The organism is Hymenobacter translucens, assembly GCF_020685205.1.
GTDB lineage: Bacteria > Bacteroidota > Bacteroidia > Cytophagales > Hymenobacteraceae > Hymenobacter > Hymenobacter translucens.
This window is the reverse complement of record NZ_JAJERB010000003.1, coordinates 240,027-263,781: the sequence shown is the minus strand read 5'-3', so window position 1 is coordinate 263,781 and position 23,755 is coordinate 240,027. Positions and strand designations below refer to the sequence as shown.

At 56.5% G+C, this 23,755-nt stretch carries 23 protein-coding genes and 1 tRNA gene; 19 read left to right on the top strand and 5 right to left on the bottom strand.

The features are described from left to right. Window positions 1-6 precede the first annotated feature (6 nt). A complete protein-coding gene (locus LJY25_RS08355; RefSeq protein WP_227607868.1) occupies window positions 7-1,281 on the bottom strand; it encodes a cation:proton antiporter in 1,275 nt (424 codons plus the stop codon). 222 nt (window positions 1,282-1,503) lie between these two features. On the opposite strand from LJY25_RS08355, the gene LJY25_RS08350 reads away from it, so the two are divergent. After that, window positions 1,504-2,364 carry a cation:proton antiporter domain-containing protein gene (locus tag LJY25_RS08350; protein WP_227607867.1) on the top strand — a complete coding sequence of 287 codons (861 nt, stop codon included), beginning with the start codon at window positions 1,504-1,506 and terminating at the stop codon, window positions 2,362-2,364. A 9-nt stretch (window positions 2,365-2,373) separates the two neighbouring features. Continuing rightward, window positions 2,374-3,630: a cation:proton antiporter gene (locus LJY25_RS08345; protein ID WP_227607866.1), complete on the top strand. Its 1,257-nt coding sequence runs from the start codon at window positions 2,374-2,376 to the stop codon at window positions 3,628-3,630. Between the two features lie 236 nt (window positions 3,631-3,866). Here the strand turns inward: LJY25_RS08345 and LJY25_RS08340 are convergent, their stop codons facing one another. The 4 genes from LJY25_RS08340 to LJY25_RS08325 form a co-directional block, all read right to left on the bottom strand. After that, window positions 3,867-5,192 (bottom strand): tyrosine-type recombinase/integrase, encoded by a 1,326-nt coding sequence (locus tag LJY25_RS08340; protein WP_227607865.1) that lies wholly within the window; start codon window positions 5,190-5,192, stop codon window positions 3,867-3,869. 43 nt (window positions 5,193-5,235) lie between these two features. Then, window positions 5,236-8,370, bottom strand: a complete 3,135-nt coding sequence (locus LJY25_RS08335) for an STAND family AAA ATPase (RefSeq protein ID WP_227607864.1) — start codon at window positions 8,368-8,370, stop codon at window positions 5,236-5,238. A 1,189-nt stretch (window positions 8,371-9,559) separates the two neighbouring features. Beyond that, the gene (locus LJY25_RS08330; protein WP_227607863.1) at window positions 9,560-10,063 is read right to left on the bottom strand and encodes a YbjQ family protein; all 504 of its coding nucleotides are present in this window, start codon (window positions 10,061-10,063) and stop codon (window positions 9,560-9,562) included. A gap of 804 nt (window positions 10,064-10,867) precedes the next feature. Further along, a complete protein-coding gene (locus tag LJY25_RS08325; RefSeq protein ID WP_227607862.1) occupies window positions 10,868-11,290 on the bottom strand; it encodes a hypothetical protein in 423 nt (140 codons plus the stop codon). A gap of 246 nt (window positions 11,291-11,536) precedes the next feature. On the opposite strand from LJY25_RS08325, the gene LJY25_RS08320 reads away from it, so the two are divergent. From LJY25_RS08320 to LJY25_RS08240, 17 genes are all read left to right on the top strand, one after another. Beyond that, a complete protein-coding gene (locus LJY25_RS08320; RefSeq protein WP_227607861.1) occupies window positions 11,537-11,815 on the top strand; it encodes a hypothetical protein in 279 nt (92 codons plus the stop codon). A 4-nt stretch (window positions 11,816-11,819) separates the two neighbouring features. Next, a complete protein-coding gene (locus LJY25_RS08315) occupies window positions 11,820-12,230 on the top strand; it encodes a hypothetical protein (RefSeq protein WP_227607860.1) in 411 nt (136 codons plus the stop codon). Beyond that, complete coding sequence (locus LJY25_RS08310; RefSeq protein WP_227607859.1) at window positions 12,206-12,553, top strand: helix-turn-helix domain-containing protein; 348 nt, start codon at window positions 12,206-12,208, stop codon at window positions 12,551-12,553. Before LJY25_RS08315 ends, LJY25_RS08310 begins: the two co-directional genes overlap by 25 nt. 32 nt (window positions 12,554-12,585) lie before the next feature. Then, window positions 12,586-12,939 carry a hypothetical protein gene (locus LJY25_RS08305; RefSeq protein ID WP_227607858.1) on the top strand — a complete coding sequence of 118 codons (354 nt, stop codon included), beginning with the start codon at window positions 12,586-12,588 and terminating at the stop codon, window positions 12,937-12,939. Continuing rightward, window positions 12,936-13,196 carry a hypothetical protein gene (locus tag LJY25_RS08300; RefSeq protein WP_227607857.1) on the top strand — a complete coding sequence of 87 codons (261 nt, stop codon included), beginning with the start codon at window positions 12,936-12,938 and terminating at the stop codon, window positions 13,194-13,196. The genes LJY25_RS08305 and LJY25_RS08300 overlap by 4 nt, the downstream gene beginning before the upstream one ends. A 45-nt stretch (window positions 13,197-13,241) precedes the next feature. After that, window positions 13,242-13,322, top strand: a tRNA-OTHER gene (locus LJY25_RS08295). Between the two features lie 168 nt (window positions 13,323-13,490). Next, window positions 13,491-14,732, top strand: coding sequence for a hypothetical protein (locus LJY25_RS08290; RefSeq protein WP_227607856.1), 1,242 nt, complete (start codon window positions 13,491-13,493; stop codon window positions 14,730-14,732). 26 nt (window positions 14,733-14,758) lie between these two features. Continuing rightward, entirely contained in the window at window positions 14,759-15,025 is a 267-nt protein-coding gene (locus LJY25_RS08285; RefSeq protein WP_227607855.1) for a hypothetical protein, read from the top strand. Continuing rightward, on the top strand, window positions 15,022-15,438 hold the full coding sequence (locus LJY25_RS08280) for a hypothetical protein (RefSeq protein ID WP_227607854.1): 417 nt from the start codon (window positions 15,022-15,024) through the stop codon (window positions 15,436-15,438). The genes LJY25_RS08285 and LJY25_RS08280 overlap by 4 nt, the downstream gene beginning before the upstream one ends. A 489-nt stretch (window positions 15,439-15,927) precedes the next feature. Further along, window positions 15,928-16,563: a hypothetical protein gene (locus LJY25_RS08275; RefSeq protein WP_227607853.1), complete on the top strand. Its 636-nt coding sequence runs from the start codon at window positions 15,928-15,930 to the stop codon at window positions 16,561-16,563. A gap of 73 nt (window positions 16,564-16,636) precedes the next feature. Continuing rightward, window positions 16,637-17,071 carry a hypothetical protein gene (locus tag LJY25_RS08270; RefSeq protein WP_227607852.1) on the top strand — a complete coding sequence of 145 codons (435 nt, stop codon included), beginning with the start codon at window positions 16,637-16,639 and terminating at the stop codon, window positions 17,069-17,071. A 706-nt stretch (window positions 17,072-17,777) separates the two neighbouring features. Continuing rightward, entirely contained in the window at window positions 17,778-18,419 is a 642-nt protein-coding gene (locus LJY25_RS08265; protein WP_227607851.1) for a recombinase family protein, read from the top strand. A 146-nt stretch (window positions 18,420-18,565) separates the two neighbouring features. Next, window positions 18,566-19,054 (top strand): hypothetical protein, encoded by a 489-nt coding sequence (locus LJY25_RS08260; protein WP_227607850.1) that lies wholly within the window; start codon window positions 18,566-18,568, stop codon window positions 19,052-19,054. A 50-nt stretch (window positions 19,055-19,104) separates the two neighbouring features. Then, entirely contained in the window at window positions 19,105-19,590 is a 486-nt protein-coding gene (locus LJY25_RS08255) for a hypothetical protein (RefSeq protein WP_227607849.1), read from the top strand. A gap of 2 nt (window positions 19,591-19,592) precedes the next feature. After that, window positions 19,593-21,299, top strand: coding sequence for a hypothetical protein (locus LJY25_RS08250; RefSeq protein ID WP_227607848.1), 1,707 nt, complete (start codon window positions 19,593-19,595; stop codon window positions 21,297-21,299). Window positions 21,300-21,301: 2 nt separating this feature from the next. Further along, complete coding sequence (locus LJY25_RS08245) at window positions 21,302-23,104, top strand: hypothetical protein (protein WP_227607847.1); 1,803 nt, start codon at window positions 21,302-21,304, stop codon at window positions 23,102-23,104. A gap of 243 nt (window positions 23,105-23,347) precedes the next feature. Continuing rightward, on the top strand, window positions 23,348-23,755 hold the full coding sequence (locus tag LJY25_RS08240) for a DUF5675 family protein (RefSeq protein ID WP_227607846.1): 408 nt from the start codon (window positions 23,348-23,350) through the stop codon (window positions 23,753-23,755).

Sequence of the window (23,755 nt, the reverse complement as noted above, 5' to 3'; positions counted from 1 at the left end):
GAGCGGTTAGTGGGCAGCGTCGGGGGGAGCGAAGGGCTCACCGGTGCTCAACCCCAGCTTTTTGACCAGCGGCCCGATGCTCAGGCCCTGCACGATGATGCTGAAAATCACCACCACGTAAGTCACGCCCACCAGCAGGTCGCGGGGCATGGACTCCGGCAGGGATAAAGCCAGGGCCACGGAAATGCCGCCCCGCAGCCCGCCCCAGGTCAGCACCCGCAGCGTTTGCCGGTCGAAGGGGTAATAGCGCCGGAGTAACCCCAACGGCACCCCCACCGACATCCAGCGGGCCACGAGCACCAGCACGATGGCCACTAGGCCTACCAGCAGGGTAGTGCGGTTGATATCGAGGACAAGCATTTCCAGCCCGATGAGCACGAACAGGATGGCATTGAGAATCTCGTCAAGCAGTTCCCAGAACTTGTCTAGGTACTCCCGGGTCAGGTCCGACATGCCCAGCTGCCGGCCTTTGTGACCCACAATCAGCCCGGCTACCACCATGGCCAGCGGGCCCGAAGTATGCAGCTGCGTAGCCAGGGCCGTGCCACCCATAACCAAAGCCAGGGTTATCATTACCTCTACCTGGTAGTGGTCGATGCTGCGCAGGGCCAAGTAGGTGGCATACCCCAACGCCGCGCCCAGGGCAATGCCGCCCACGGCTTCTACCAGAAACAACCGCCCAATCACGGCGGCAGTGGCCTGCTCGGCCCCGAACTGGACAATCTGAAACAGGCTCACGAACACCACTACGGCAATGCCGTCGTTGAAGAGCGACTCCCCCACGATGCGGATTTCCAGGCGCTTGTCGATGCGCGCCGCCTTGAGAATGCCCAACACGGCAATGGGGTCGGTGGGGGAAATAAGCGCCCCGAACAGCAGGCAGTAGATAAAGTCGGTGGGCAGCCCGAACAAGGGCAGCAGGTAGTACAATGCCGTGCCCACCAAGGCCGTGGACAGCAGCGTGTCGGCCGTGGCCATGACCCCCACGGCGACGCCCTCCTTGCCCAGGGCCCGCACGTCGACGTGCAGGGAGCCGGCAAACAGCAGAAAGCTCAGCATCACCTGCATAAGCACGACGTGAAAGTCGAGGCCGCGCACTATCTGGCCCGCCGCTAGTACCCACGATACCCCGAGCTTGCCCAGGCCAATGGCCAGCAGGGACGAAACCAGGGCCAGAATCATCAGCCCGATGGCGCCGGGTAGTTTCAGAAAGCGGTGGTTGACATAGCCGAAAACGGCTGCTATGACGATGAGCAGGGCCAGGGTGTTGTATAATTCCATCAATAGGCGTGTACGGGTCAGGAAGGATAGACGCTGATTAAGCGGGCTTGGTTGACGCTCTCCGGCGTCTAGACAACGCACTGCCTTAGCGTCGAAGGCCCCCGGAAAGCCCTGTTCTGCGCGGCAGCTGAGTTTGCTGCCTATGGTTTCCGGTCCAACGGCTGCACGCTGCGAAGCCGACCACTGGCGACCTGCCTGCGTATGGGTATGCTATGGGTCCATATGCTATTCTTTTTTCTGAGCATCGCCGTTGTCGTGTCGTACCTGTTCGACATCGTAGCCCAAGCCACCAAGGTTCCGTCGGGGCTTATGCTGCTGATTACCGGCATTGCCCTGAAGCAGGCCGCGGGATACGCCGGGTTCGACCTGCAACTTCCCTTGGTAACGCTGCAGCTGCTCGGCATCGTGGGTCTGATCATGATTGTGCTGGAGGAGTCGCTGAACCTGAAAATCCAGCCCGGCAAAGGGCCACTGATCCGACGCGCGTTTGCGGCGGCTTCCGTGATGCTGCTGGGCCAGGCCTTTGCCATTGCTGGGCTGCTACAGTGGTACCTGAATCCCGGCGTGTCCTTTCAGACCTGCCTGCTCAACGCCGTACCCCTGGCCGTGGTCAGCTCGGCAGTGGTCGTTCCGAGCGTAGCTACCCTGGGCGGGGAGAAGCAGGAGTTCATCATCTACGAAAGCACGTTCTCCGACATCCTGGGTATCATGCTGTTCAACTTCGTGGTCCAGGACAACTTCGCTCAGGGCATATCCGCCCTCACCTTTACCCGCGACCTGGTGGCCGTGCTGGTGGTGTCGGTGCTGGCCACGGCCATTCTTGCCTTTTTGCTGGACCGTAGCCGCCACCACGTTAAGTTCATCCTGATTCTGGCGTTTATGGTGCTGATTTACTCCCTCGCCAAGAAGCTGCATTTGTCCTCGCTGCTGGTGGTGCTCGTGTTTGGCGTCATCGTGCTGACGGGCAAAGAAGAACAGTCCCGATTGGCGAATACTAAGTCGGGTGGTGCGCCCGGGCAGCCCAATTGCAGCAGGACTGACGTGCTCCGGTGCTGGCCCCTCCATTCCTGTCCCTCGCTCTAACCCGCTTTTATGTTCGTTTATAACATCGTCCTAGTGCTGATGGGTTTGGCCATCCTGGGAGTAGCTTGGCTGCCGTCGTTGCTGGAAAAATACCCGCTCTCGTACCCCATCCTCTTCATTGCCCTGGGAATGGTAGCCTACGCGCTGCCGCTGGGCCTGCCGGCTGCCGACCCGTTTGCCCACCCCGGGCTGGCTACTCACCTCGCGGAGCTGTGCGTAATTGTGGCGCTTACAGGTACCGGCCTTAAGATTGACCGGCCTTTCTCGATCCGCACTTGGCGCACGCCACTGCTGCTGGTGCTGGTATTGATGAGTTTGACCATCGCGGGGCTGGCCTTGGCGGGTTGGGCTCTGGCCGGGCTGGCCTTGCCCTCAGCCCTGCTGCTGGCCGCTTCCTTGGCTCCCACCGACCCCGTGCTGGCTGGCGACGTACAGGTGGGCGACCCCGGCGAGGGGCGAGAGGACAACGTTCGTTTTTCCCTCACCGGCGAAGCGGGCCTCAACGATGGACTGGCTTTCCCCTTCGTGTATCTGGCCCTGGCCCTGCTGCCGGCCGGGGCAGGGGCGGGCCGGCTTTGGGAATGGGCCGGAATGGACCTGGCTTACCGCGTGGCGGCGGGGCTGGCACTGGGCTGGCTGTCGGGCCGGCTGCTGGCCTACCTGATTTTCAACCTGCCTAAGGCGCTGAGCATCAAACCGGGAGCTTATGGCTTCGTAGCCCTGGCCGTGACGCTGACTAGCTACGGCGTAACTGAACTGCTGCACGGCTACGGCTTTCTGGCCGTATTCGTGGCCGCCGTAACCCTGCGCAGCCGAGAGCGCAAACACGAGTACCACAAGCAGATGCACGCCTTCACCGACCAACTCGAGCGCCTGCTGATCGTCATTATTCTAATCCTCTTTGGTGGCGCACTGGTGGATGGACTGCTGAGCCCGCTCACCTGGGCTGGGGCCGGAATGGGCTTACTGCTCCTGCTGGTGCTACGGCCCCTGGGCGGCATGCTCACGCTGATGCGCTCCGGGCGGGTGACGGTAGCAGAGCGCGCTGTGATTTCATTTTTCGGCATCCGTGGTATTGGCTCCATTTTTTACTTGGCTTTCGCGCTGGGAAAGGCCTCCTTTCCCCAGTCCCGCCAGCTGTGGGCCATCCTGGGCTTCACCATGCTCGTGTCCATCGTCTTGCACGGCGTGCTTGCTACACCGGTCATGAACTGGTTGGATCGCCGTCACGGACGTAAAATTACCGCAGATCTGGAAGAGGGGTAAATTGGTCGACTTAGGCCATTGTTTTACCCCAAAAAGAAAACGCCCTGTAAACACGTGGTTTACAGGGCGTTGCTCTAAACGGGAGTAGTCCGTAGGGGATTAAACGCTTGTTCCTGGTTTCCAGGAGATGCCTGTAAAAGTGGCAATATACGCCCTCAGAGGCGGTTTGCTAGTTGTAAGCAGGAACCTGTGGGAACCGGAATCCGCGTTTTTTGCCACCCACTTTTGCCACCCAATCAGGCCGCATGGGAGCCGGGGGACTTGCGCATGTACTCCTGCACGAGCTTGATGGTATCCACACCCACGTAGCGGTTAAACGACTCCTCGGTCTTGTGGCCGGTGGCCTGCATCACCAGGCGCGTGGGCACGCCCTGGTAGAGCTTGAGCGTGACAAAGGTCTTGCGGCCCAGCTTGCTGGTTAGGTGCAGGCGGGTGATGCCGGCCAGCTGCTGGAGCACGGCCAGCCGCTCGTTCAGGTGGGGGCAGTGGGGCAGCAGCAGGTCGTTGCCCAGGCCGGTGCGGTGCTCGTACTTGGCGGCCATTGAGGGCAAATGAAACAGGCTGTCCTCGTAGTAGGGGATGTAGCACATCTCGGCATTTTTGCCCGACTGGATCTTGATAACCTCGCCGTGTATGTGGTGCCAGCTGAGCTGCTCGGCGTCGCTGATGCGCAGGCCGGTGTAGACGCAGACGAGCAGCTTGTCGCGGGCTAGCTCGATTTGCTGGACCCATTCCTCAAACGCCAGCTGTTGGCGGCCTTGCTTGGCGGGGCCGCCGCGCAGCAGCTGCAGGCGGGCCCGCACGTCGGGGGCGGTGAAGTCCAGGTGCTGGAGCCGGCGTACTTCCTGTTCGGTCAGCGCATCCACGCCGACGTAGAGCGAGGGGGCGGTGAACTTGCGGTAGCGGCGGTTGACGGGCAGGTCCTGCTCCTCGCACCAGAGCAGAAACGCCTTGAGCCGGCGGATGTGCTTGCCGAAGGTGTTGAGCTCCTGGCCCAGCTCCTCGACCACGTAGACCCGGAAGGCGTGGTAGAAATCCTGGTCCATACCGGCCAGGGTGGGCACCGCCCCCTGGCGCTCAGCGAACTGCTCGAGGCGGGCGCGGGTGGCCTCCAGGCCCGCGAGGGTCTTGGGGGAGATGGGGCGGAAGGTGCTGGGGTGGACCTTCTTGCCGTACTCGGTAATCCACTGCCGGAGCAGGCGCCAGAACTCCGGTTGTGCGTCCGGCTGCGGGGCCGGTTCCGGGGCGGGTAGGGTGGGGTTGCGGGCCTGCTGGATGATTTGGCGGACTTGCTCCTCGGTGAGCCGCACGCCCTCATTCTCGGCCGCCTGCTGGGCTTTTTCCACGGCCGACTTGAGCGTGTTGAGCCGGGCGTTGATGTCGGCGTAGTAGCTGCCCTTGACGCTGGCCACGCACTGCAACTCCGCATCCCACCATTCGGGCTTGGTCCGCTCCCCGGTAGCTTCGCGTACCCGCTTGTGGGCCCAGCAGACGGTCAGCTGGATGGGAGCGTAACCTTGCTTATTGACCTTGTCCTTGCGGAGTTGGCGCGTGATTTCCATGAAACCAGATAAGGGCAGCGTAGAAAAAAATATAACGTTGTATTTATGAGCCTCCTTTCTTCTTGATAAGCTTGTCTTTAGGGTTTGACCCCATTGAAGGATCATACTGAGCCCTGAACACTCCAAATGCTATCTGTTTTGTTTTCTCCGGCACATGAAAAGTGTAAAAATGTTGATACGTGAGAGCTTTGAGGACATTCAATCCTAAAGGTATATCCTTTACAACCTCATATGTGCTTGCAAGGGTGTTCACTGGGAAAGTAGCAGCATTGTCAAAATGTAGTGCTGCATGAGTGAGCTTCAACATTGGAGATTGACTCTCTTGAAATAGACGATCATATAGCCGAGTTAGCTTTGGCGACCCAATTGCAATCGATATTCTCTTTATCACACTATAAGTATTGTTGTGCATTATCTGAAACAACGATTCTATTGCTTGATTAGTAGCATTATGTAATGTGAGATCCGGATTTTCTTCCTTGAATAAAATAGCCATTGCTCGAACAAAATCCTCGCTATGAGGTTCGAGAGACTGAATCATTGAATTTAAACTACGTAAACCAATTCCAACACATTCGTTGACGAGCATGGCTTTTACATCGCCTTCTAAAGTGCCGATGTGGTTTCTGAGTAGCTGACCAAGGATTTGCATGGTTTTCATTGCAATTCCAATGCGCTCCATATATGCAGCTTGGCTCTCAGTTAGAGCTATATTTTCTTCATGCTGCTCATGAGGTTTGAGTGTATTGTCTTCAGAATCTTCATTGTCTTGATTGTCATATTTTTCTTGATCTGCAATTTCATCTAAGTACTCATTTCTCTTTTTTCTGCTTGATTTGATGTCTCTATCCTGATAAACATTGTCCCTTATTTGTTCTATTTCTTTGGGTTTTAAGATTGATATATCTTTAAAATGGTATATTGGTTCTGTCTTTGAGAATACCTTAGATGCAGCCTCAATCATCTGACCAACGATGAATTGGTCATTTGTAATATGCGTTAAAAACAGTAGTGTGTTTGCGCTATTATCCTTATGGATTGTCTTAATTAAATCTGTTATGGTTTCTTGGACTTTAACATCGTAAAGACGGGCGCTTAAGCTTTTCGCTACATAATAATAGTATATATATTCATATCTAAACTTAATTCCTTCTGTTGATTCCTCTAAAAGATTAGTTTCAGATAGAAGTGGGATTATTTCTCGATAATTTACTGGGATGTCAAATTTGTCTTCATATTCTTGGTGAAATGTCAAGCACTCGGAGTGACTAAGCTTATTTACCCCTCTCTCGAACATGAATTTTGCTAAATGCGTTAAGTACCCCGCTTTGATACTTATGACAATTTGAGTTGATTTTTCAGTTAAAGACCGGTTAATAAGTAGTTCGTAAAAATAGCCATACGTACTCGCAGCTGGATTTACTTGATCATGATACTGCGATGCCTGTAGAAGAGGGAGTAATATAACAGGATAGGGTGGTATGAAATTATTGCCGATTACATTATCAAGTAAATTTTTGGTGTCATGTATTTTGCGATATATTATCTCTTCATCGATCTCTGAATCAAATGACATCCACTGCTCAATAAGCTGTTCACGCAATACATGCCCGAATGGTTGAATCCGCACTTGTTTGAAGGCAGACTCACCTTCAGTGACAAAAGAAAATCCTTCATGCAGTACTTCTGAAGCCTGCATTGATACGTCGTTTGCGACAAGAATTAGTGTGGAAGCAAATTCTGTTAAAAGCTCGAGCAAGTCTTTAACAGAACGCTTTCCACTTTTAAAGACGATTTTGTCGAAATCATCGATAATAATGACTCGTTTGGCTTTGTCGAGTTGACGATAATTTTCTTTATCCAAGCCAGTATATGTTTTCTCACATTCTCTCCCTAAAAGTGTGATTATTCTTTCATCAGGATACAATGTTTTGCTATGGCCGCCATTTATGTAGATAGGTATTTTGTCCTGTTTATAATAATGCTTAAATAGCTCCTTGCATAAAGTCGTTTTCCCAGAATCGCTTGTTCCTGAAATTATTATTCTGCCATTTTCTTCTAGAAAATTGTATAATTTTTCAGAATCAAAAGTTCTTGAATTACGTGACTGACGAATGCCAATGTCTGCTAGGTCAGGGAAAATAAAAATATCCTCACGTGATAATACCCCTTTGTTTGGATGTTGCAACTGTATTCCTAAATCATCAACCCATGCATTGACCTCATCAGTCAGTCCAAATTCGTTAGCCTTGCGAGCAGGATTCTCGTGATATGTTTCCCATTGGGAATCAATTTCAAATACTGAATAATAGTTGCTTCCATTCCATTTGAATGGTAAAATGGAGCGCCGGTGATTAGTCGTGTCAATTATAATATAGTTAAACTCGCTAATAGCGTTATTCCCACTTTCTTGCAAAGCTCCTGCTTCAATGTGTGTACTTTCTTGCAACAAGGTTGAATAAGTTGTTCTCGCAGTGGCATCGTGTTCATGGCCAGTAAGCAATAGGTCAGATATCGTTTCAACTTGCTTCCGGAAAGCACGCCCATTCATTGGATTTAACCAATTGTAAGGATGGTGAAACATGGAAACAACTAGACTATATCCATGATTCTCCTGGATATAATCAATGGGAAAAAACATCGTTCCTGGCTTCTCATTTTTCTCTGATACCCAAGCTGTATTAAAACAGTTAAATCTTATTTTAAGATCGTGTATATTGAAATCGTAATGCCAAAATAGCCTGTTATCTAAGGTTAAGTTCTCCCCGAAATACAATCTCAAGAGCGAAAAAAAAGGTTCTTGTATTAATGTTGCTGAGCTTATTACCGAGTTGTCAACGTCGTTGTCCGATTTTGCTGTATTAATTACACTCCTTCTGGCCTTTGAATCAAGGTTAAAATCGCAATCGTGATTTCCTGGGATTGCAACAAATTTTACATTTTCTGTATGTAATGCCTCTGGTAGTTTTGTCTTTAATGTTTCAAATAGAAGCAGTGAATCACTGTATTCTTCTGTTTTACCTGAAAATGCGATGTCACCGGTAACTGCAACTACGCACATATCAGTTCTAATACCCAGGTTGCTAATGGCGCCTATTATCTTATCAGCTCTGTTGAATACTTTGTTTTTACTTCCTGTAATATGGATATCGCTGATTTGAAGTAGTGAAATGTTCATTATGATAGGAGTGTGGATGAAACCAAAAAGTATGTAGTAAAAAACTTGAAATACAGTTGACAAAAACCAAGCTTATAGTCGGAGATCGGAACTAAAAGTCGCTGGGGTCCTTCGTCTTAACCGCCATCGCCTTCTGCAGGCTTCTCACGATCATCCGAGCATCCCGAGCCGCTTCCTTCTTGATTTCGGGCCACAGCTTCTTACCTGAGCCAAGCGCGAATAGGGAACTACTTCCGGCTCCAGTGGCATCCGGATAGCATCGTTGTTGCAAATAGGGCCTTACACTACAACAATGCGTCCGGCGTCGTTTTGCCGCCAAGTGCGCCCGGGAGGGATGGCAACCACTCTTCCATCAGCACCACGCTGCCAGGTATGGTGGGGTGGAATGACCACAACGCGGCCATCGGTTCCTTGCTGCCAGGTATGGTGTGGTGGGATAATGACTATGCGGCCGTCTCTGCCACGTTGCCAGGTATGATGGGGCGGAATGGCGACAACCCTGCCGTCTGTACCGCTTTGCCAGGTGTGATGAGGTGGAATAGGTACGACGCGCCCATCGGTGCCACGCTGCCATGTATGATGAGGCGGAATAGGCACTACGCGCCCATCTGTACCGTGTTGCCAAGTATGGTGCGGCGGAATAGGTACCACGCGCCCGTCAGTACCTTGTTGCCATGTATGGTGAGGCGGAACATTAACCGCAATGCCATCTGCTCCTCTGATTACGGGCATATAATTAGTCTTAAAGGGTGTCTTGCGTTCCAGTCTATTAGTTGCCGTCCTGCCGTGGTGAAATCATGAGTGCGAAAACAGCCCGATTGGCAACAAAAACTCTGTTGCTACCGAATCGGATGCCTCAATTAGAAAGCGTGTGTAGTTAGCCCACTAGCACTTACACTCGCTTCGATCAACATAGGTCTTGTTGTTACTGGCGTTAATGTAGTAACAGCCGCCTTGGGGGCCCCGCCAGAGCTGATGACCATTATAAAAGCCGCACTTTACATCAGTAGTAGTACTGCTACTCGTTGAAGGAGCAGGATCATTAGCGCCGGAAGAAGAGCAGGATGGGCCTATGAAGACAGTAACAACGAGGAGGGTAGAGAGTAGGAGTTTCTTCATGTAGTTAGTGTTGATTTGGAGATAAATCGATTAAAATTGATTGTCTGAAGCTGATGATCAGGCTGATTCGCTATGCGAATAGAGACTTGGTGTAGTGTAGTTGAGGCTGAGATTTGTTCATGATCTCATTGAATCGCTTCACAAGGCGGTAGGTACGGGCCGTTTCAGTAAGCACTGATAAGGATTCGCGCGCGTCCTCACCCATCACCTCAGTATTATCGAGCATCACGGCCGTGCCAGTCATGCAGACCATGAGCATACCCTTCTGGCCCCCTACTTCGGCATAATCGATATCGGCAGCAAGTATGGCGTTCCCGCCCATCTCCACGCATGCAAGGCGCAACTGGGTCTTGCAGATTTCTTCGCCGCCCTGAATCTTGCGGTTGTAGCTCTTCGACTGTGCACCGAAGAAGTCGGTCCAGCTGCTTGCAAACTCACTGAATACCCCAGTGCCAGTGACGGATTGGCCCGTAACGAGCCCCAGTGGAGTAAAGCGCCAGGACGCCGGTGCCTGGAGGGAGAGGATTGGAATGTGATGGATGTGCTCATTCAGCGTTGCGGATACAGTCGTCAACTGGCCTTTAGCTGTAGTCTGTGATTGCCTGAGCAAAGGCTCCCCGCACTTCTGACAGTAAGCAACAGCGTTACCATTCGTGAATGAGTTAATGAAGGAGGTCGCGTAATCATTGAGAGGCATGTTATTGCTGAAAACAGCACTCTTCAGCTCTGCACCGCAATTGGGACAAGTAGGCATCGGGATAGTATAAGTTTTGTCGATTTTGAGTTCTTACAAATAGGTCTGCTAGCCCTTCTTACGCTGCCACACTAAGCCAAGCATATAAGCTGTGTGCATGCTCAGTCGACGGTTCTCTTCCTGGAGCAGCCACAGATGCGCGAGCAGGGCGCTGAGGTTTGACTCGGGCACAGCGGGATGTTGGTGCTTCATCTTAGTTAGGGTTCGTCCGGCTGTTCTTCAACTACAGTATTATTTCAGCCTTTACTTACTCGGTGGCCTCTTGAGCATGAAAGTCCTCGTAAGGCCTGACCAGAGTATATTTTCGCTTGCTGTAATCAGTATTGTGGGCTCTTTATTGGCGCGTTTGATGTAAGTCTTCTCATCCTCCATGACAGCTTTCACCGCAGCATCAGCTAATTCCCACACCTCTTGTATAGTATGTGTTGAACTTACCAAACAGTACTCAGCTGGGGGAAGACGATAGGTAACATTATCATCGTCCTTGATTGTGCGAAGGAAGCCGCGAGCCCGCATTTCAGTATGCAAGTCAGTATAGTCATCACTGCTATCAGTGCGATGTAATACAACACGGGTAATAAAGTGCATATTTTTAAATAGTTATGTTGAATTTTGGTTCTTGACTTAGTTCGGATTCGTCCGGCTGCCCTTAAGCAGCAGGATCATTTCATCCTTGGCCTTCACTAGCTCGCGGGTCACTTCCAGCTCGCGGGCCAGGGAGGTTTTGTCTTTCTCGCAATCAGCCAACTTCGTAGCGAGTTCTTCGGTATCTGTTGCCGAAGTAGTGTGCCCGGTGCTTTTAGCGCCGGGCATTATTTTTTGCTTGTTGCGTGAGCCGGTCTGCTGGATGTTGCCAGTGCCAGATTGAGAGATAGAGGCTGACTCCTCCTTGAAGAAATCAACTAACGGAATCTCCAAAGCAGCACTCAGTTTCTGAAGAAGCTCAGTATTGAGGTGCTCACTCTTGTATAGTTTATATACATAGTTGACGCTGACGTCAATAGAAGAGGCTATATCGCTAGGCTTTAAGCCTTTAGACGCAGCCATTTGCTCGATTTTGCGGCCTAGAAACAAAGTCTGTATTATTTTATTTGAAAAATAATGTAAGAGACTATTTGACTTTTTGACAAAAAGTATAAATTTGTCTCATTCTTCTCCCTCAAATCTGTAGAAACCGTTCGCCAAAATCAAAAAATAGGATAAGATTTTTCTCACAACGTGTGAAAAATCCCAGACAGAGTTGACGATTTCCGCAGAAAACAGGCACAAACGCACACCATTTTCTCACAAGCTATGGAACCCAATAACCGACTGGCGGAAATTTTCGCTGACCTGGGCGTGTCCGAAATGCGCCTTTCCAAGGAGCAGCTCGACAAATGGGGCATGACGCCGAACCGCTTCAACCAACTCGTAGCCAATAAGGCCCGGGTGGGCATGACGGTAGGAGAGGCCGACTGCATCCGGGAGTGGCTCCAGAAGAACTTCAAGGGCCGCAATGCCTGCCTGTTTGAGCGGGAGCTGGGCGAAGGCCCGGTTTCCACCAGCGGCCAGCGGGCACTCTTCCCCGGCTAAGACCATGGAGGCGCTTCGCACGCAGGGCCCAACCGGCCCGCGCAACCTCTACGGCCCGGTGGCCACGCTGCTGCACTCGCTGGGCTTCGAGGTCTGGGAGCAGCCCCGGCCTACCGCCTCCATGTCCCTGGTCACCGGCTGGTGGGAGGGAGGCGGCTGCCGGTTCATCTTCCAGTACGCCCACCACCATCCGGCCCAGGAGCCCGGCTGGGGCGGGTGCAGCCTGGCCGTGCAGGAGCCTAGTTCCACCGGCCCGCCTCAGGACTGCTTTACCATGACGCAGGTCCGCCGCCTGCGCGAGGTGCGCCTACTGCTGCTCCAGAACGAGCGGTTTGCCCAGGCCCGCGCCACGAAACAAGCCTTTTCCACCACCGCTAAGCCATCTGCGCCATGTCCGTCGATGCCAACCAAATAGCTACCAAGGGCGACCTGGAGTCGCTGCTGCAAAAGCTGGAGCAGCGCCTGAGCGGCGCCCAGCCCACCGCTCCCGCCACCGGCGACGACTACCTGAGCATTGACCAGGTGGCCGAGCTGACGGGCTTCAACCGCAAGACGGTGAAGAAGTGGATTGATGAGGGCAAGTACAGCCAGCAGGGCAAGCTCATCAAGCTCTTCACGCTGGAGTTCGCGCCGGGCTTCCCGCGCATTCCCCGCTCGGCCCTGGTGGCCTTCGGCAAGGGTGTGGGCTTCGACGTGGGTCAGCTCAACGCCCCGCCCGGCCTGCGCCTGGCTTCCTGATCGTGCTCTTCCACTAGTTAACACTACGACTGATGCAGTTCGAAACGATTACGCTCTATACGTCCCAGCCCCGGTCGCCGCACGCGGCTTCGTTCGCTGATTATATGCGGGTGCTCTCGGGCAAGCCCGTGCAGGTACTGCCGGTTGAGCAGCTGCACCGCATTCCACCCGATCAGCGCCGGCGCGGGCAGCTACAGGACGAGCTCCGCCAGCTGAAGGGCCAGCTGGAAGCGGTGGGGTACTTTATTGCGAAGGGCGAGCAGGACCCGTTTCGCTACCAGGACAGCCTGGCCGAACTGCGGCACGCCCGCACCCGTTACCTGACCCAGATAGCCCAAACGGAGCGGGCGCTGGGCATTGAGCCGAAAGGAGGGGTGGAGCTGTGATCCTCTCGGCCCACGCCGCCATTGCCCGCAAGGTCGATGGCAAGATCATTCAGTTACGCCGCGACCTGCGCGACGTGGCCCAGCAAATCGATGAGGTGACCGACCAGCTCGATGCGCTCACGGCCGAGGCCCTGGCGCAGGACGGCCCGCGCTTACAGCTACGCCTCTCCCAGCTCGAGCAGCAGATGCTCACCCTGCGCACGACCATCGAGGAACTGACCACGCTGGCTACCCCGCTCTTCTCCGAGCGCCCCTAACCCAGCACACGCTATTGCAACACTACCCCAGCCGCCGGCTGGGTCGCCCCCGTCGACTAAGCAAGTCGCCTCTCTTTGGGTGGGAAGTCTGGAGAGGAAATGCCGGTTCGAGACCGGCCGGGGGCGCACAGGGCCTGCACACGCACGCTCGGGGACGGAAGGATTTGAGGCTGCTTCTACTGACCGTCCCCACCTTTTTTGCTTGCTCCACTTTTCAACTTCACGCGCTGGATGTTGCCGCTACCGTATTCTCAAAACAAAGCGTTTGGCCTGTTTTCCGGCCACCTGGATTCATTGAAGCAGCAGCTGCAACCCCAGCTGCGACGACGCATTGTTAAGGGAGTCGAGGAAACGTACCTGGTTACGCCAAAGCCCATCAGCGACGGCGCCCAGAGCACCGCCCGGGTGCTGCACCGCATGGCGCTGCAGGCCGTCGAGGAGGCCCGGGCGGTGCCCTTCCTGCTCACCACTACGGCCACCGATGCCGAGCCCACGCCGCCGCCCGTAGCCGTCAACAACGAGACGCTGGCGAAGATCCGCAAGGTGAGTGGCCGCACCATCCGCCAGCACCTGCGGGAGCTTATGAGCATAGGCTTCATCGTGAAGCGGCGCTTCCGTGGCACGAAGGCCAATTTTGAACTGTGGATTAGTACAAAATTCCTGTGGAAAACAGACTCTCAGGCACTTAATAGCCAATCGTCCGAAAATCGCACAAAAGCCGGCGAAGCGGCTTTTGTAGAACCCACGAGTACAAAACTTCCGCTTATTCAATCTCTGGTAAAACAGGATACTTCAGAAATTGAAATCGCCCATGTGGATAAGTTGGTAACCAACCCCGAGCAGGCGACATTGACTGGCAACACAGGGCCGCGGCACACCCAGGAGGCCCGCCCTACGGCCCCTAAGCAGCCCCGTCAGGCGAAGCAGACGGAAAAAGAAAGTAAGGGGGCGGGGGGCGCGGCGGCGCGCCCAGCGGCAGCAAATCCGGCCCTAGAGGCCCTGCGCCGCGAAATGGTAACGCAGACTTTCCACTACGCCTGGAAGCTGATTTACCCCGAGCGCAGCTTCTCGGAGCACGAACAGCGCAAGTCGCTGGAGGCTATCCGCGCCGGCGTCTACCGGAATTTCGAGGCGGCGCTGACCGAGGCGCAGTGGAACCAGTACCACGACGAGGTTTTCCAGCGCATCGACCTGGCTGCGGCGTACTTCCGCCGCCACACCAACAAGTTTGCCCCTTCACCCTTCGCCGAGTTCGTCGCCGGCACCGGCTATTTCGACGCAGAAAATGCCCAGGGCTTCGAGGGTACGCATCGGTGGCTAGCAAACCACCTGGCTAACCAGTACCAGCGTGACTTGAGCAAGGCCCTGCTGCGGGCCCGCCGCGAAATGCGGGCTTACCGGCTCAAAACGGCCCCTAAGCGGGTGCTGGCTATGACGGCCACGCAGCTCTACCGCTACCACGAAACGAAGCTCCGCAAGTTCGGCAAGGCTGGCCTGGAGCGTTTCTACGCCCAGGTTGGTGCTCCTAAATCCTGATTCAGTTCAACCTCTCACTTACCGTAATGACTTACCAACGTTCCGCCTCGGCCCAAAAGATGGTCGACGCAGCTTGCACCAAATTGATTGTCTACTACACCGATGGCAACGCCCGCACGATGTGGGGCCGCAACGGTCTGAACGGGGGCCGGGTGGCCGCCGATCCGGAGTCCATCGAAGTGCTCCGCCACAAGAAGTACGTGGCTGCCAATGCGGCCAGCATCAAGACGGCCATCATCTACGCGAAGTCCGGGGCCGAGCTGCACCGCTTCAGCAAGGGCAGCTGGGTATGAGGTACGGCGAGGTCGATGAGTACCAGCTGCTGCCGGTGCTCAGCAAGAAGTACGACGCCGCGCTTCAGCTGGACCACTACCAGGCCGAGGCCTTGTTCCACTCGCTGAAGTTCTACTTGCGGCTGCTGCTGCTCGAACCACCCCTATACCCAGCGCAGGCCCAGAGCATCCGGCCCATGCACCGGCTCATGCTGCGGCTGGAGAAGCTGCTGCAGGGGGATTGGTCGCCAGTCCGGAAGAAAGCCCGGCAGCGCAAGTGCAAGGTGGAGTTTGATGCCCTGCTCCAGCTCAACGCCCTGCTGCGCGAAGGGGAGCTATTCCCCGCCCAGTTTCACTACACCGGCTCCCTGAACGCCGTGCACCTGCAGGTAAATCAGCAAGCCCAGAACCTCACCGGATTCTTCCAGCTATAGAACCCGGTAGGGGTGCCGTTTTTCACGCCGAAGTGAGGCAGAAAAAAGGTAGTCGAAAAACAGGCCGAAAAACGCCCTGCCGGCTCCGGTCGGCGAGGGCGGAAGTGAGGCAGGGAAACCACTTGATTTTATTGACTCAGAAACTCGCATGCCTTGGGGCCATCTGTGTACCTTAACCACCGTTTTCGTGAACCATCGTTACTGGCAATAAATGCTAACCCAGCAGCTCTCTGCTTGCCCTTCTTGAGCAAGCGTACCTGCCGTTAAATTCTTGTGCTGATGTTTTTCGTAAGTCGAAGCTCCACCTTCTTATTCCTGATTGGTTTAGCGGGTTGCTCGCCCGCTACGGAACCTCCTCCGGGCTATTCTCATAACGCTGCAGTATCGGATGCCCACGGCCAACCCCGGGACACGACCTCCTTTTACTTCCCAGCTGCTGATTCGCTACATGCGACTTACATCCCCCCCGAAAAGCGGCCACGCGAATACGTGCTTGACGAACGCGTGACGAACTGCGCCGCTAACCTGGTCAGCGCCTCGTACTGCCTGACGTATTTCAACGCGCCGGTGCTTTCCAACTACTACTTGCAGACACCGATGTACCGGTTCTTGTGGCTGCGCTCGTTTCACCGGCCGGTGTTGCTCACGTTGCGCGGCAGTGCCTCCGGCGCGACGCTGCACACGCAGGTGCTAGATAAGTTTCCTGTGTTCCAAACGCAGATCATTTTTTACCCCGATAGTTTGTCGGCCGATGCAGCGCTGGGTGCTCGGGCATACGCCCGGCGCAACTACGAAAGAACGATGGTCGACCCGGCCTTTCACGCCCAAATGGCGGCTAGCAAGCGCCGAGCGGTGCTCGTTAAGGAAGCGGATACGACGATTGTTCTGACGCCGCTACAGTACCAGGCTTTTGAAGGGTTACTTCACCAAGCCCGATTCTGGCAACTGCCCAGTTGCCAACCTAGCCCCGGCTTGCTCGATGGCGCTTCGTGGCTGCTCGAAGCGCATTTGGCGGTTGGATACCACATGGTGGAGCGCGCCTCCCCGCCCGCAGACGATCCATTCCGACGGGCTTGTGAATACCTCATCGAGTTGAGTTCTGTTCGCGCGGAAGAACGTTATTAACCTCGTTTTCTTAAACCACCCTTTTTCTGAACACACTCTACATTCGACTACTTCCACAACTGACGCTAGGGCCATGAGATCTGATTTTGACCTCAAACGAGATGATGAAGCGTTAGATAAGCTCATCTTGGCTACCGGACTGCAGCCACTCATGAACAATGCAAAGTGGGTGAAGTTGCTGACCCTGCTGGTGCAGCAGTGGCACCTACTACGGGAATGCAAAGTCAAGCTGATATGGGAAGGCCCCGACGTGGAGCGGTGGTTGTTGCTCGACGAGGACACGAGCTACGGCTTAGACTACTACGATACCGCTGTTGAAGCCTTGATTAGCGGTCAGCCCAGGGGCTGGTACGCATACAAGGAAATAGAGTGGTTGGAATTGCTACCCGCTCCTGATGGGAAAACTCAACACCTCGACTTATTGCAACAGGAAATAGATCAGCTCGGGCAGTTTCGAGTGGAAAGGTTTATGGACAAGTTGCGCCTTTATGCCTATCACCGGCCTTAGAAAATCGGCCTTGGTTTAGTTTTTGGACCGTTTCGCTTTACTCTTTCGCTACTCACGAGGGGATACCTGCACCGCCGATCTATTGGCTATGTTCTCCCGGCGTTCGAGTGCTTCATCAGTTTTGAGTCGGACCACATTTCGGTAACGACCCGCTATGCTGTCGCGCCAGGGAATGAAATGCTCATTTGGTGGACGTTTAACAGTCAATGCATGTGTCGAGTCGGTGGTGAGAAAGAGTCCTAGCACTCCGATAATGCTAACGGACTTATCAGGATTGAATACCATATACCCATCCAACGAGGAGCCGTATTCGTGGTAGTCAACCGACACGCTAGGAGTGCCGGTCGGATCGGCAGTATTGCCCCAATAGAAGTAGCTATGGCCTGGTTCGTCCACTCGGGTGACGCATAAGTCTCCATACTGGTACGTAGACAGCTCCCGGCTCGAGCAGCTACCAAGGGCCAAAAAGGCTAATAGGAACAGCCCGTTTATTTTCATGAGTGAGAAGGGCTATTATAATCGAGTTGAACAATAAATATAGACCCTCGTTTTCCTGAACTGGCGGCCTGTGGCCCTTGCCTAGCTGCTAAAGGCCCTCTACTGTTCAGCTTGAGTTCAAAAAACTCGTTTACGAAATCAAAGTTCAATAAACGCAAAAGGGGATGAGTTTCGTGAACTGTTTTCGAACCAGCCAAGGACATCAGAAATGAGTCGAGTAGCCATCTTTACCCGCGTGTCGAAAAAGAGCCAGGCCACCGACCGTCAGGTATCGGAACTGACCGAGTACGCCGGCCAGCACCGCTACCAGGTGGTGGCCACGTTCACCGAGCAGATAAGCGGATCCACTAAGAACGATAAGCGCCCGGTGCTGCAGGAGCTGCTCACCCTGGCCATGGGTGGGCAATTGGATAAGGTGCTCGTGTCGGAAGTGTCGCGCCTGGGCCGCAGCACGGTGGAGGTGCTGAAAGTGCTCGAGCAGCTGGAGCAGTTGCGCGTGTCGGTCTTCGTGCTCAACTACCACATCGAGACGCTGCCGGCGACCGGTAAGCCAAACCCCTTGGCGCTATTCATGCTCACGCTGCTGGCCGACCTGGCGCGGATGGAAAAGGAGACACTCCGGGAGCGGATTCACAGCGGGCTCGACGAGGCCCGGCGTCAGGGCAAAACGCTGGGCCGCAGGAAGGGCACCGGCAAATCAGACGAGCAGCTACTGAAGGACCACGCCGATATTGTGCGCCAGCTCCGCTCCGGCCAAAGCATCCGGAACACGGCCGCCATCACCGCGAAAGGGGAGGCGACGGTAAAGAAGGTAAAGAAGCTGCTGGAGGCGGATTTACCGAAAAGTTAGCCAGCCGGGCAGGCCGCTTGCAGATTGGTTAGTAATTGAAATATATTTAGGAACCGTAGGAGCGTGCCCTGCGGTTTCGTCCTATAAAGCCACTATTCGCACTAATACTTTTGGAGAAGTTATTTGTACCGCCCTCGTTAACTTCTATGTCCGTCTTCTCCATTCCGACCCGCAAGCACGTCAAACAATATCTGCTGCAGGAGTTCGGGCCTGCGGAGCCGCTGGCGATTCACCAGAACACGTTTCTGGGCCGCCTGATTGGCTCGAAAGTGGAAAAGAAGCAGCCGTACCGGCAGTTGAACAAAGAGGCCAAGCCGGCGCTGGATGGGCTGCTCATCTCGCTCCCGACGGCGCTGAAGCACCACACCCTGCCGCTGCCGGCAGCGGTGCAGCTGGCCGAGGTGCTGAACAAGTTTTTTCAGCAGCAGATGATTCAGTTCGTCAAGGGGCAGGTGGCCGTCACGCAAAACGAGCGGGGCGCCCTGAGGAGCTTCTACGCCCTCTACGATATCAACCCCTCCGACTACGACCTGGAGGAGGCCCGCAAGGTTTACAGGGACTACAAAGACCGCGTGATGAAGAGCAACGGGCACTTCGATTTCATCTACGGCGACGACGTGGTTGCGTCCTCTTAGTCGGCCCCGGGCCGCTGTTTCTTTGGGTATCGCTCATTTGCCGATACCGCATGGACCAGAACAAGCTCTCCGATTTCATTGCCTATTTCCGCCAGCTGGCCGCCGAGCACGTCGTGCTCAAGGGCAGCTTCGTGCACGGCTCCAGTGGCCGCATCCTGAGCGGCACCCGCACCGGCATCACCTATCCCGCGCTGTGGCTCGAAACGCCCAGCCTCAACCTGAACGATAAGGACGGCACCGTCCCCTACGGGAAGCGCAGTGCCGCTTTCGTCATTCTGCAAAGCGTCCCGGTCGGGGACTATGCCGCCCAGGACGTGCAGTGGGAAATGACCGAGCAGCTGGCCCTGGAGGTGCTGAGCCGTATGCGCCAAGACAAGAAGGCCCGCAAATTCGACTTCGAGCTGAGCGGCGACCTGGAGCCGATCAGCACCATTACGGTCGACAACGAAATCGGCTGGCGCTTTGAATTCGACCTGGGCAAGTACGTGCCCATCTGTTACGACGCCACCCGCTGGCAGGAAGGAGGACAGGTATGAGCGTGATAGTTCTCCTTACTGCCTACACCTTCGCTGATTTCGATGGGACCACCGATGTGTACGACGTGCTGCAGGTCACTTTCGACACGGCCCGGGCCAACCAGGGACTGGAACCTCGGGAGGAAAGTGTAGCGCCTTTCAATCAGCCGTCGGGTCAGCCGCAGCCCGGTGACTACGCAATGCCGGCCGGCCAGCAGCTGCACCAACTGTGCGGAGGCGCCAGTGGCTACGACCTGATTACCTACTTTACAGACGGTGCCGGCAGCTACACCACCACCGTCGACGCGAACAACGTCCCCCTGTGCAGCTACGTCGCCCCGGCTGTGGTCTGCACGCTGCTGCTCAGCGCGGCCGCGGCCGGCAGCACCATCACCGCCACGGTTACCGGCGCGAAGGGCAACGTGCTGTTTTCCCTCGATGGCGGCACCCCGCAGGCATCGGGCGTATTTGAGGACGTGCTGCCCGGCAGCCACCAGGTGCGCGCCGATGATGACGGTGCGCCGAATTGCTTCCGGACCAAGGCCGTCACCGTGCTGCCCCCTGGGGCGGAGGAGCCCCCGGTCATCCCGGCAGGCCTGCCGGCGGCTTTCCATTTCTCCCTGCACCCGATCTGGCACACGGCCGCAGCGCCCATGGGCGCGGAGGTGGTGCTGGAGCTGTGGGTGGAGGACCAGCCCGACAGCGAAACCTTCAGCCGGGTGCTAACCGAGCGGAAGCTGGCCGGCGTGTCGAGCACCGTCACCTTCCGCCTTGACCTGGTACTGCGGCGCCTACTGCGGGCGCACGTGCCGGAGCCGGCCGGGCCAATGCTTTGCTCGGCCAACCGCCGTAACTTCTTCGTGCGCACGGCCCGCCTCAACGACGTGACCAAGCAGCCGGGGGCCTGGTCGACGTCGAGCCTGCGTACGGTGGTACGCGGCGGGCTCCCGGTGCCGTACCAGGGCGAGAGCTACTTCGGTATCTGGGCGCAGCGCCAGCAGCTGCCCCCGTTCCTGACGTGGCAGCCGCGCCGCAAGCGCATTACGTCCGGGCAGCCGGAGTGGCTGGCCTGGCTCTGCCCGCCCGGCACCAGCAACACAGTCAGGGTGAAAACCCGCTACACCTTGGCGGCCGTCGGCGGGAGCCCGGGCCCCGCCATCACCCAAGAGGTCGTGATGGACCTGAGCGGCGGCCGTGGCAGCCGCTACAAGCTGCTGAGCATCCCGGTCGACTCGTCGGTGGCCGGGCTTGCTTCGGTGCAGGTCTGGCTAACCGATGACGCCGGCGAGACCATCAGCGAGGTGTTCGACTACGTTGTCGTGCCGGCGACGGAGCGCACCCGGTACTTCCTGTTCACCAACTCGCTGGGCGGTACCGACACGCTCCGGACGGAGGGACGGCGGGAAGGTGCCCTCGATACCCGCGAGGAGCTGGCCGAGCGCATCGTGACGCCCGACCGCCCGGCCGTCCTCGGCAGCACCTACGTGCTCAGCCAGGAGGCCACGCGCAAAATCAAGCAGCCCACCGGCTGGCTCACGACCGAGCAGCTGGACTGGCTGCAGGAGCTGGTCCTGGCCCGGGAGCGGTGGGAGGTGGCGGCCGGCCGGTTGCTGCCGGTACTGCTCACCAAAAAGACCCTGACCTACGCGCAGGACGACAGCGCCCTGCGCGGGTACACGTTCGAGTTTGAGTACGCTTTCGAGCCCACGGCTTACGCCAACCTGCCCTAACGATGCTGGAATTCACTTCTGCCGGTACGCCCATCGTGCTAGCCCCCGGTACCAGCGTGCAGCTGGAGTATAATTCGCCGCTCTTCGACGAGGAAGCGCTGAAGGGCAACTTCAGCTACGCCCTGGGCGTGCCCGCTGAGGACAACGGGCCGGTGTACGGCTTCCCGGAACTGCCAGCCAACGCGCAGGCCGCTCCCAGCCAGCTGCCCGCTGAGCTGAGCCAGGACGGCTACACGCTGCTGCGCGGCGTGCAGAACGTTACGGGCGTGAACACCCGGCGCTATACCGTGGGCGTTATTGGGGGACTCAACGCACTGGCCGCCGCAATGGACGGCCGCAAGCTTCACGAGTTCCAGTATGGCGGCAAGCGGGAAGTGCCGCTCTACGAAGAGACCTCCCCCGGTTTCTTCCGGCCTGGCATTATTGGTCACGCCAACGCGACAGTGCAGAATCCGGAGGCGTTCGACTACGTGTTTGCCCCGCTGCATAACCCAGGCTTCTTCGATACGACTCTGCCCGACCCGAACTGCTTTGTCAACCCCTGGGTGTACTCGGACATTGATTTCCTGGGGCAGCCGGCTGGCGGGACGTTCATCTACCGGATTCCCTTCTCGGTACCGGGCGGCTCGCAGGCCCTGCCCGATCAGCCGCCCATGTGCGCCTTTCCTTACGTGCACTACGTGCTCACCAGCATCTTCCGGGAACTGGGCTTCGTAGTCGACACCGCCGACATGCTGGCTGGGGAAATGCGGACGCTGGTCGTGGCCGGCAACGCCTGCTTGCCGAGCCTCAATTCCATCAGCTTCGTGCAGTCGTTCTACCTGGCCGACGTGCTGCCCGACGTGACGGTGGCCGAATTTCTAAAGGTGTTGCGGGATGATTTCGGGCTGGTGGTGGTGCTCACGCCCCGGGGCACCGTGCGCACGGTGTACTGCCGCGACGTGCTCGGGAGCCCCGACTACGTGGACCTCACCCATGTGGCCACGCCGGCACCGGAGAAAACGATCAGTACGCCGAAGGGCGTCACGCTGGCCTACCGCGCCGATAGTGAAGACGTGTCCGCTAAGGACCTGGGCAAGGGCTTCGAGGGGCAGGTGGTCGGTGACCCAGTGACCCTGCTCAGCGAGCTGCCCACCACGGCGCCGGTCACGCTCGATGCCTTCGGCCGGCCCAAGCTGCCCGAGCCGCAGATCCGCCTTGTGGTGGAGAAAGATGCGTACTACAAGTCGAAGGCCCGCTATTTTCTGGGTGAGCCGTCAACGGCGCTGGATTGGGAATTCTTTGGCCTGAACTACCGGCCGCTTGACGTGAACGGCGGTGGCACCCGCCAGGAGCAGGGGCACGCCACCACGCGGATGAAGCGTGTTGACTTCGACCTGGTCGGCAGGCAGACCGGGCTATTCCCGCACATGAGCCAGCGCGGCTTCCAGGTAGGGGGAGAGGGGACGCGCAGCACGGCCGTGCGACTGCTCTTCTATCGGGGCCTCCAGCCCCTGGCCACGCCCGGGCAGGTGTACCCGATGCTCGACGCGCACAACCGGAATCTGGCCGGCCAGCAGACCGGAACGCTCTCGCTTCGCCTCGATGGCGAGGCGGGTACCTACAAGCAGTTTCTGCGGGAATGGCTGCAGGTGAAACTCAATCCGGTGGTGGTAAAAGACCTGTGGGCCCTGCCGCCCGACGTGCTGGCCCAGTTTGATTTTACCCGCAAGGTGATGGTCGACGGCGTGCAGTACCTGGTACGCAAAATCTCCGCGACGGCCCCGGTGACGAAGGCAAGCAAGGTGGACTTGTCGAGGGTCTGACGCTACGGTTCCACGCGAAAAAAGTAAGGCAAAACCGAAAAAAAAGATTTGCCACTTCTTCCCCAGCTTTTGCCACTTCTTCCCCAGGCTGCCCGATGGAGTGGTCAGGGCAACCCGGCAGGGGTCCGGCTAGTTGCCGTCCGATGCTCTGGCAATTGCCACCTGCAGGCCCAGGCCAGCTACCTCGGGAGCTGACCGGCTCCGGCCTACGCGCCGGGCCCTGCCCGCGCCTTCTTGGGGTATATGAAGACTGCAACCCTAGTTGTCACGCGCAAGTGGCTTTCGAAAAAATGCACCGTTGGGCAGCTCACGCTTAACGGTATTCTCTTTTGCTACACCCTGGAAGACGTGGTGCGCAAGTCTGGAGAGGCAAAGGTGCACAGTGCCACGGCTATTCCGGCCGGCACCTACCCGGTAATTCTCAACATCAGCAACCGCTTCAAGAAGCTCATGCCGCTGGTGCAGAACGTGCCGGGCTTCGCCGGCGTCCGGATTCACCCGGGCAACACGGCGGCCGATACCCAAGGTTGCCTGCTCGTGGGCCTCTCGAAGATGCAGACCAACGACAAAATCTACAACTCGCAGGCGGCCTACGAGCAGCTGATGGCGAAGCTGGTGGAGTTCGACCGCATCACCCTCACTATCCAGTAG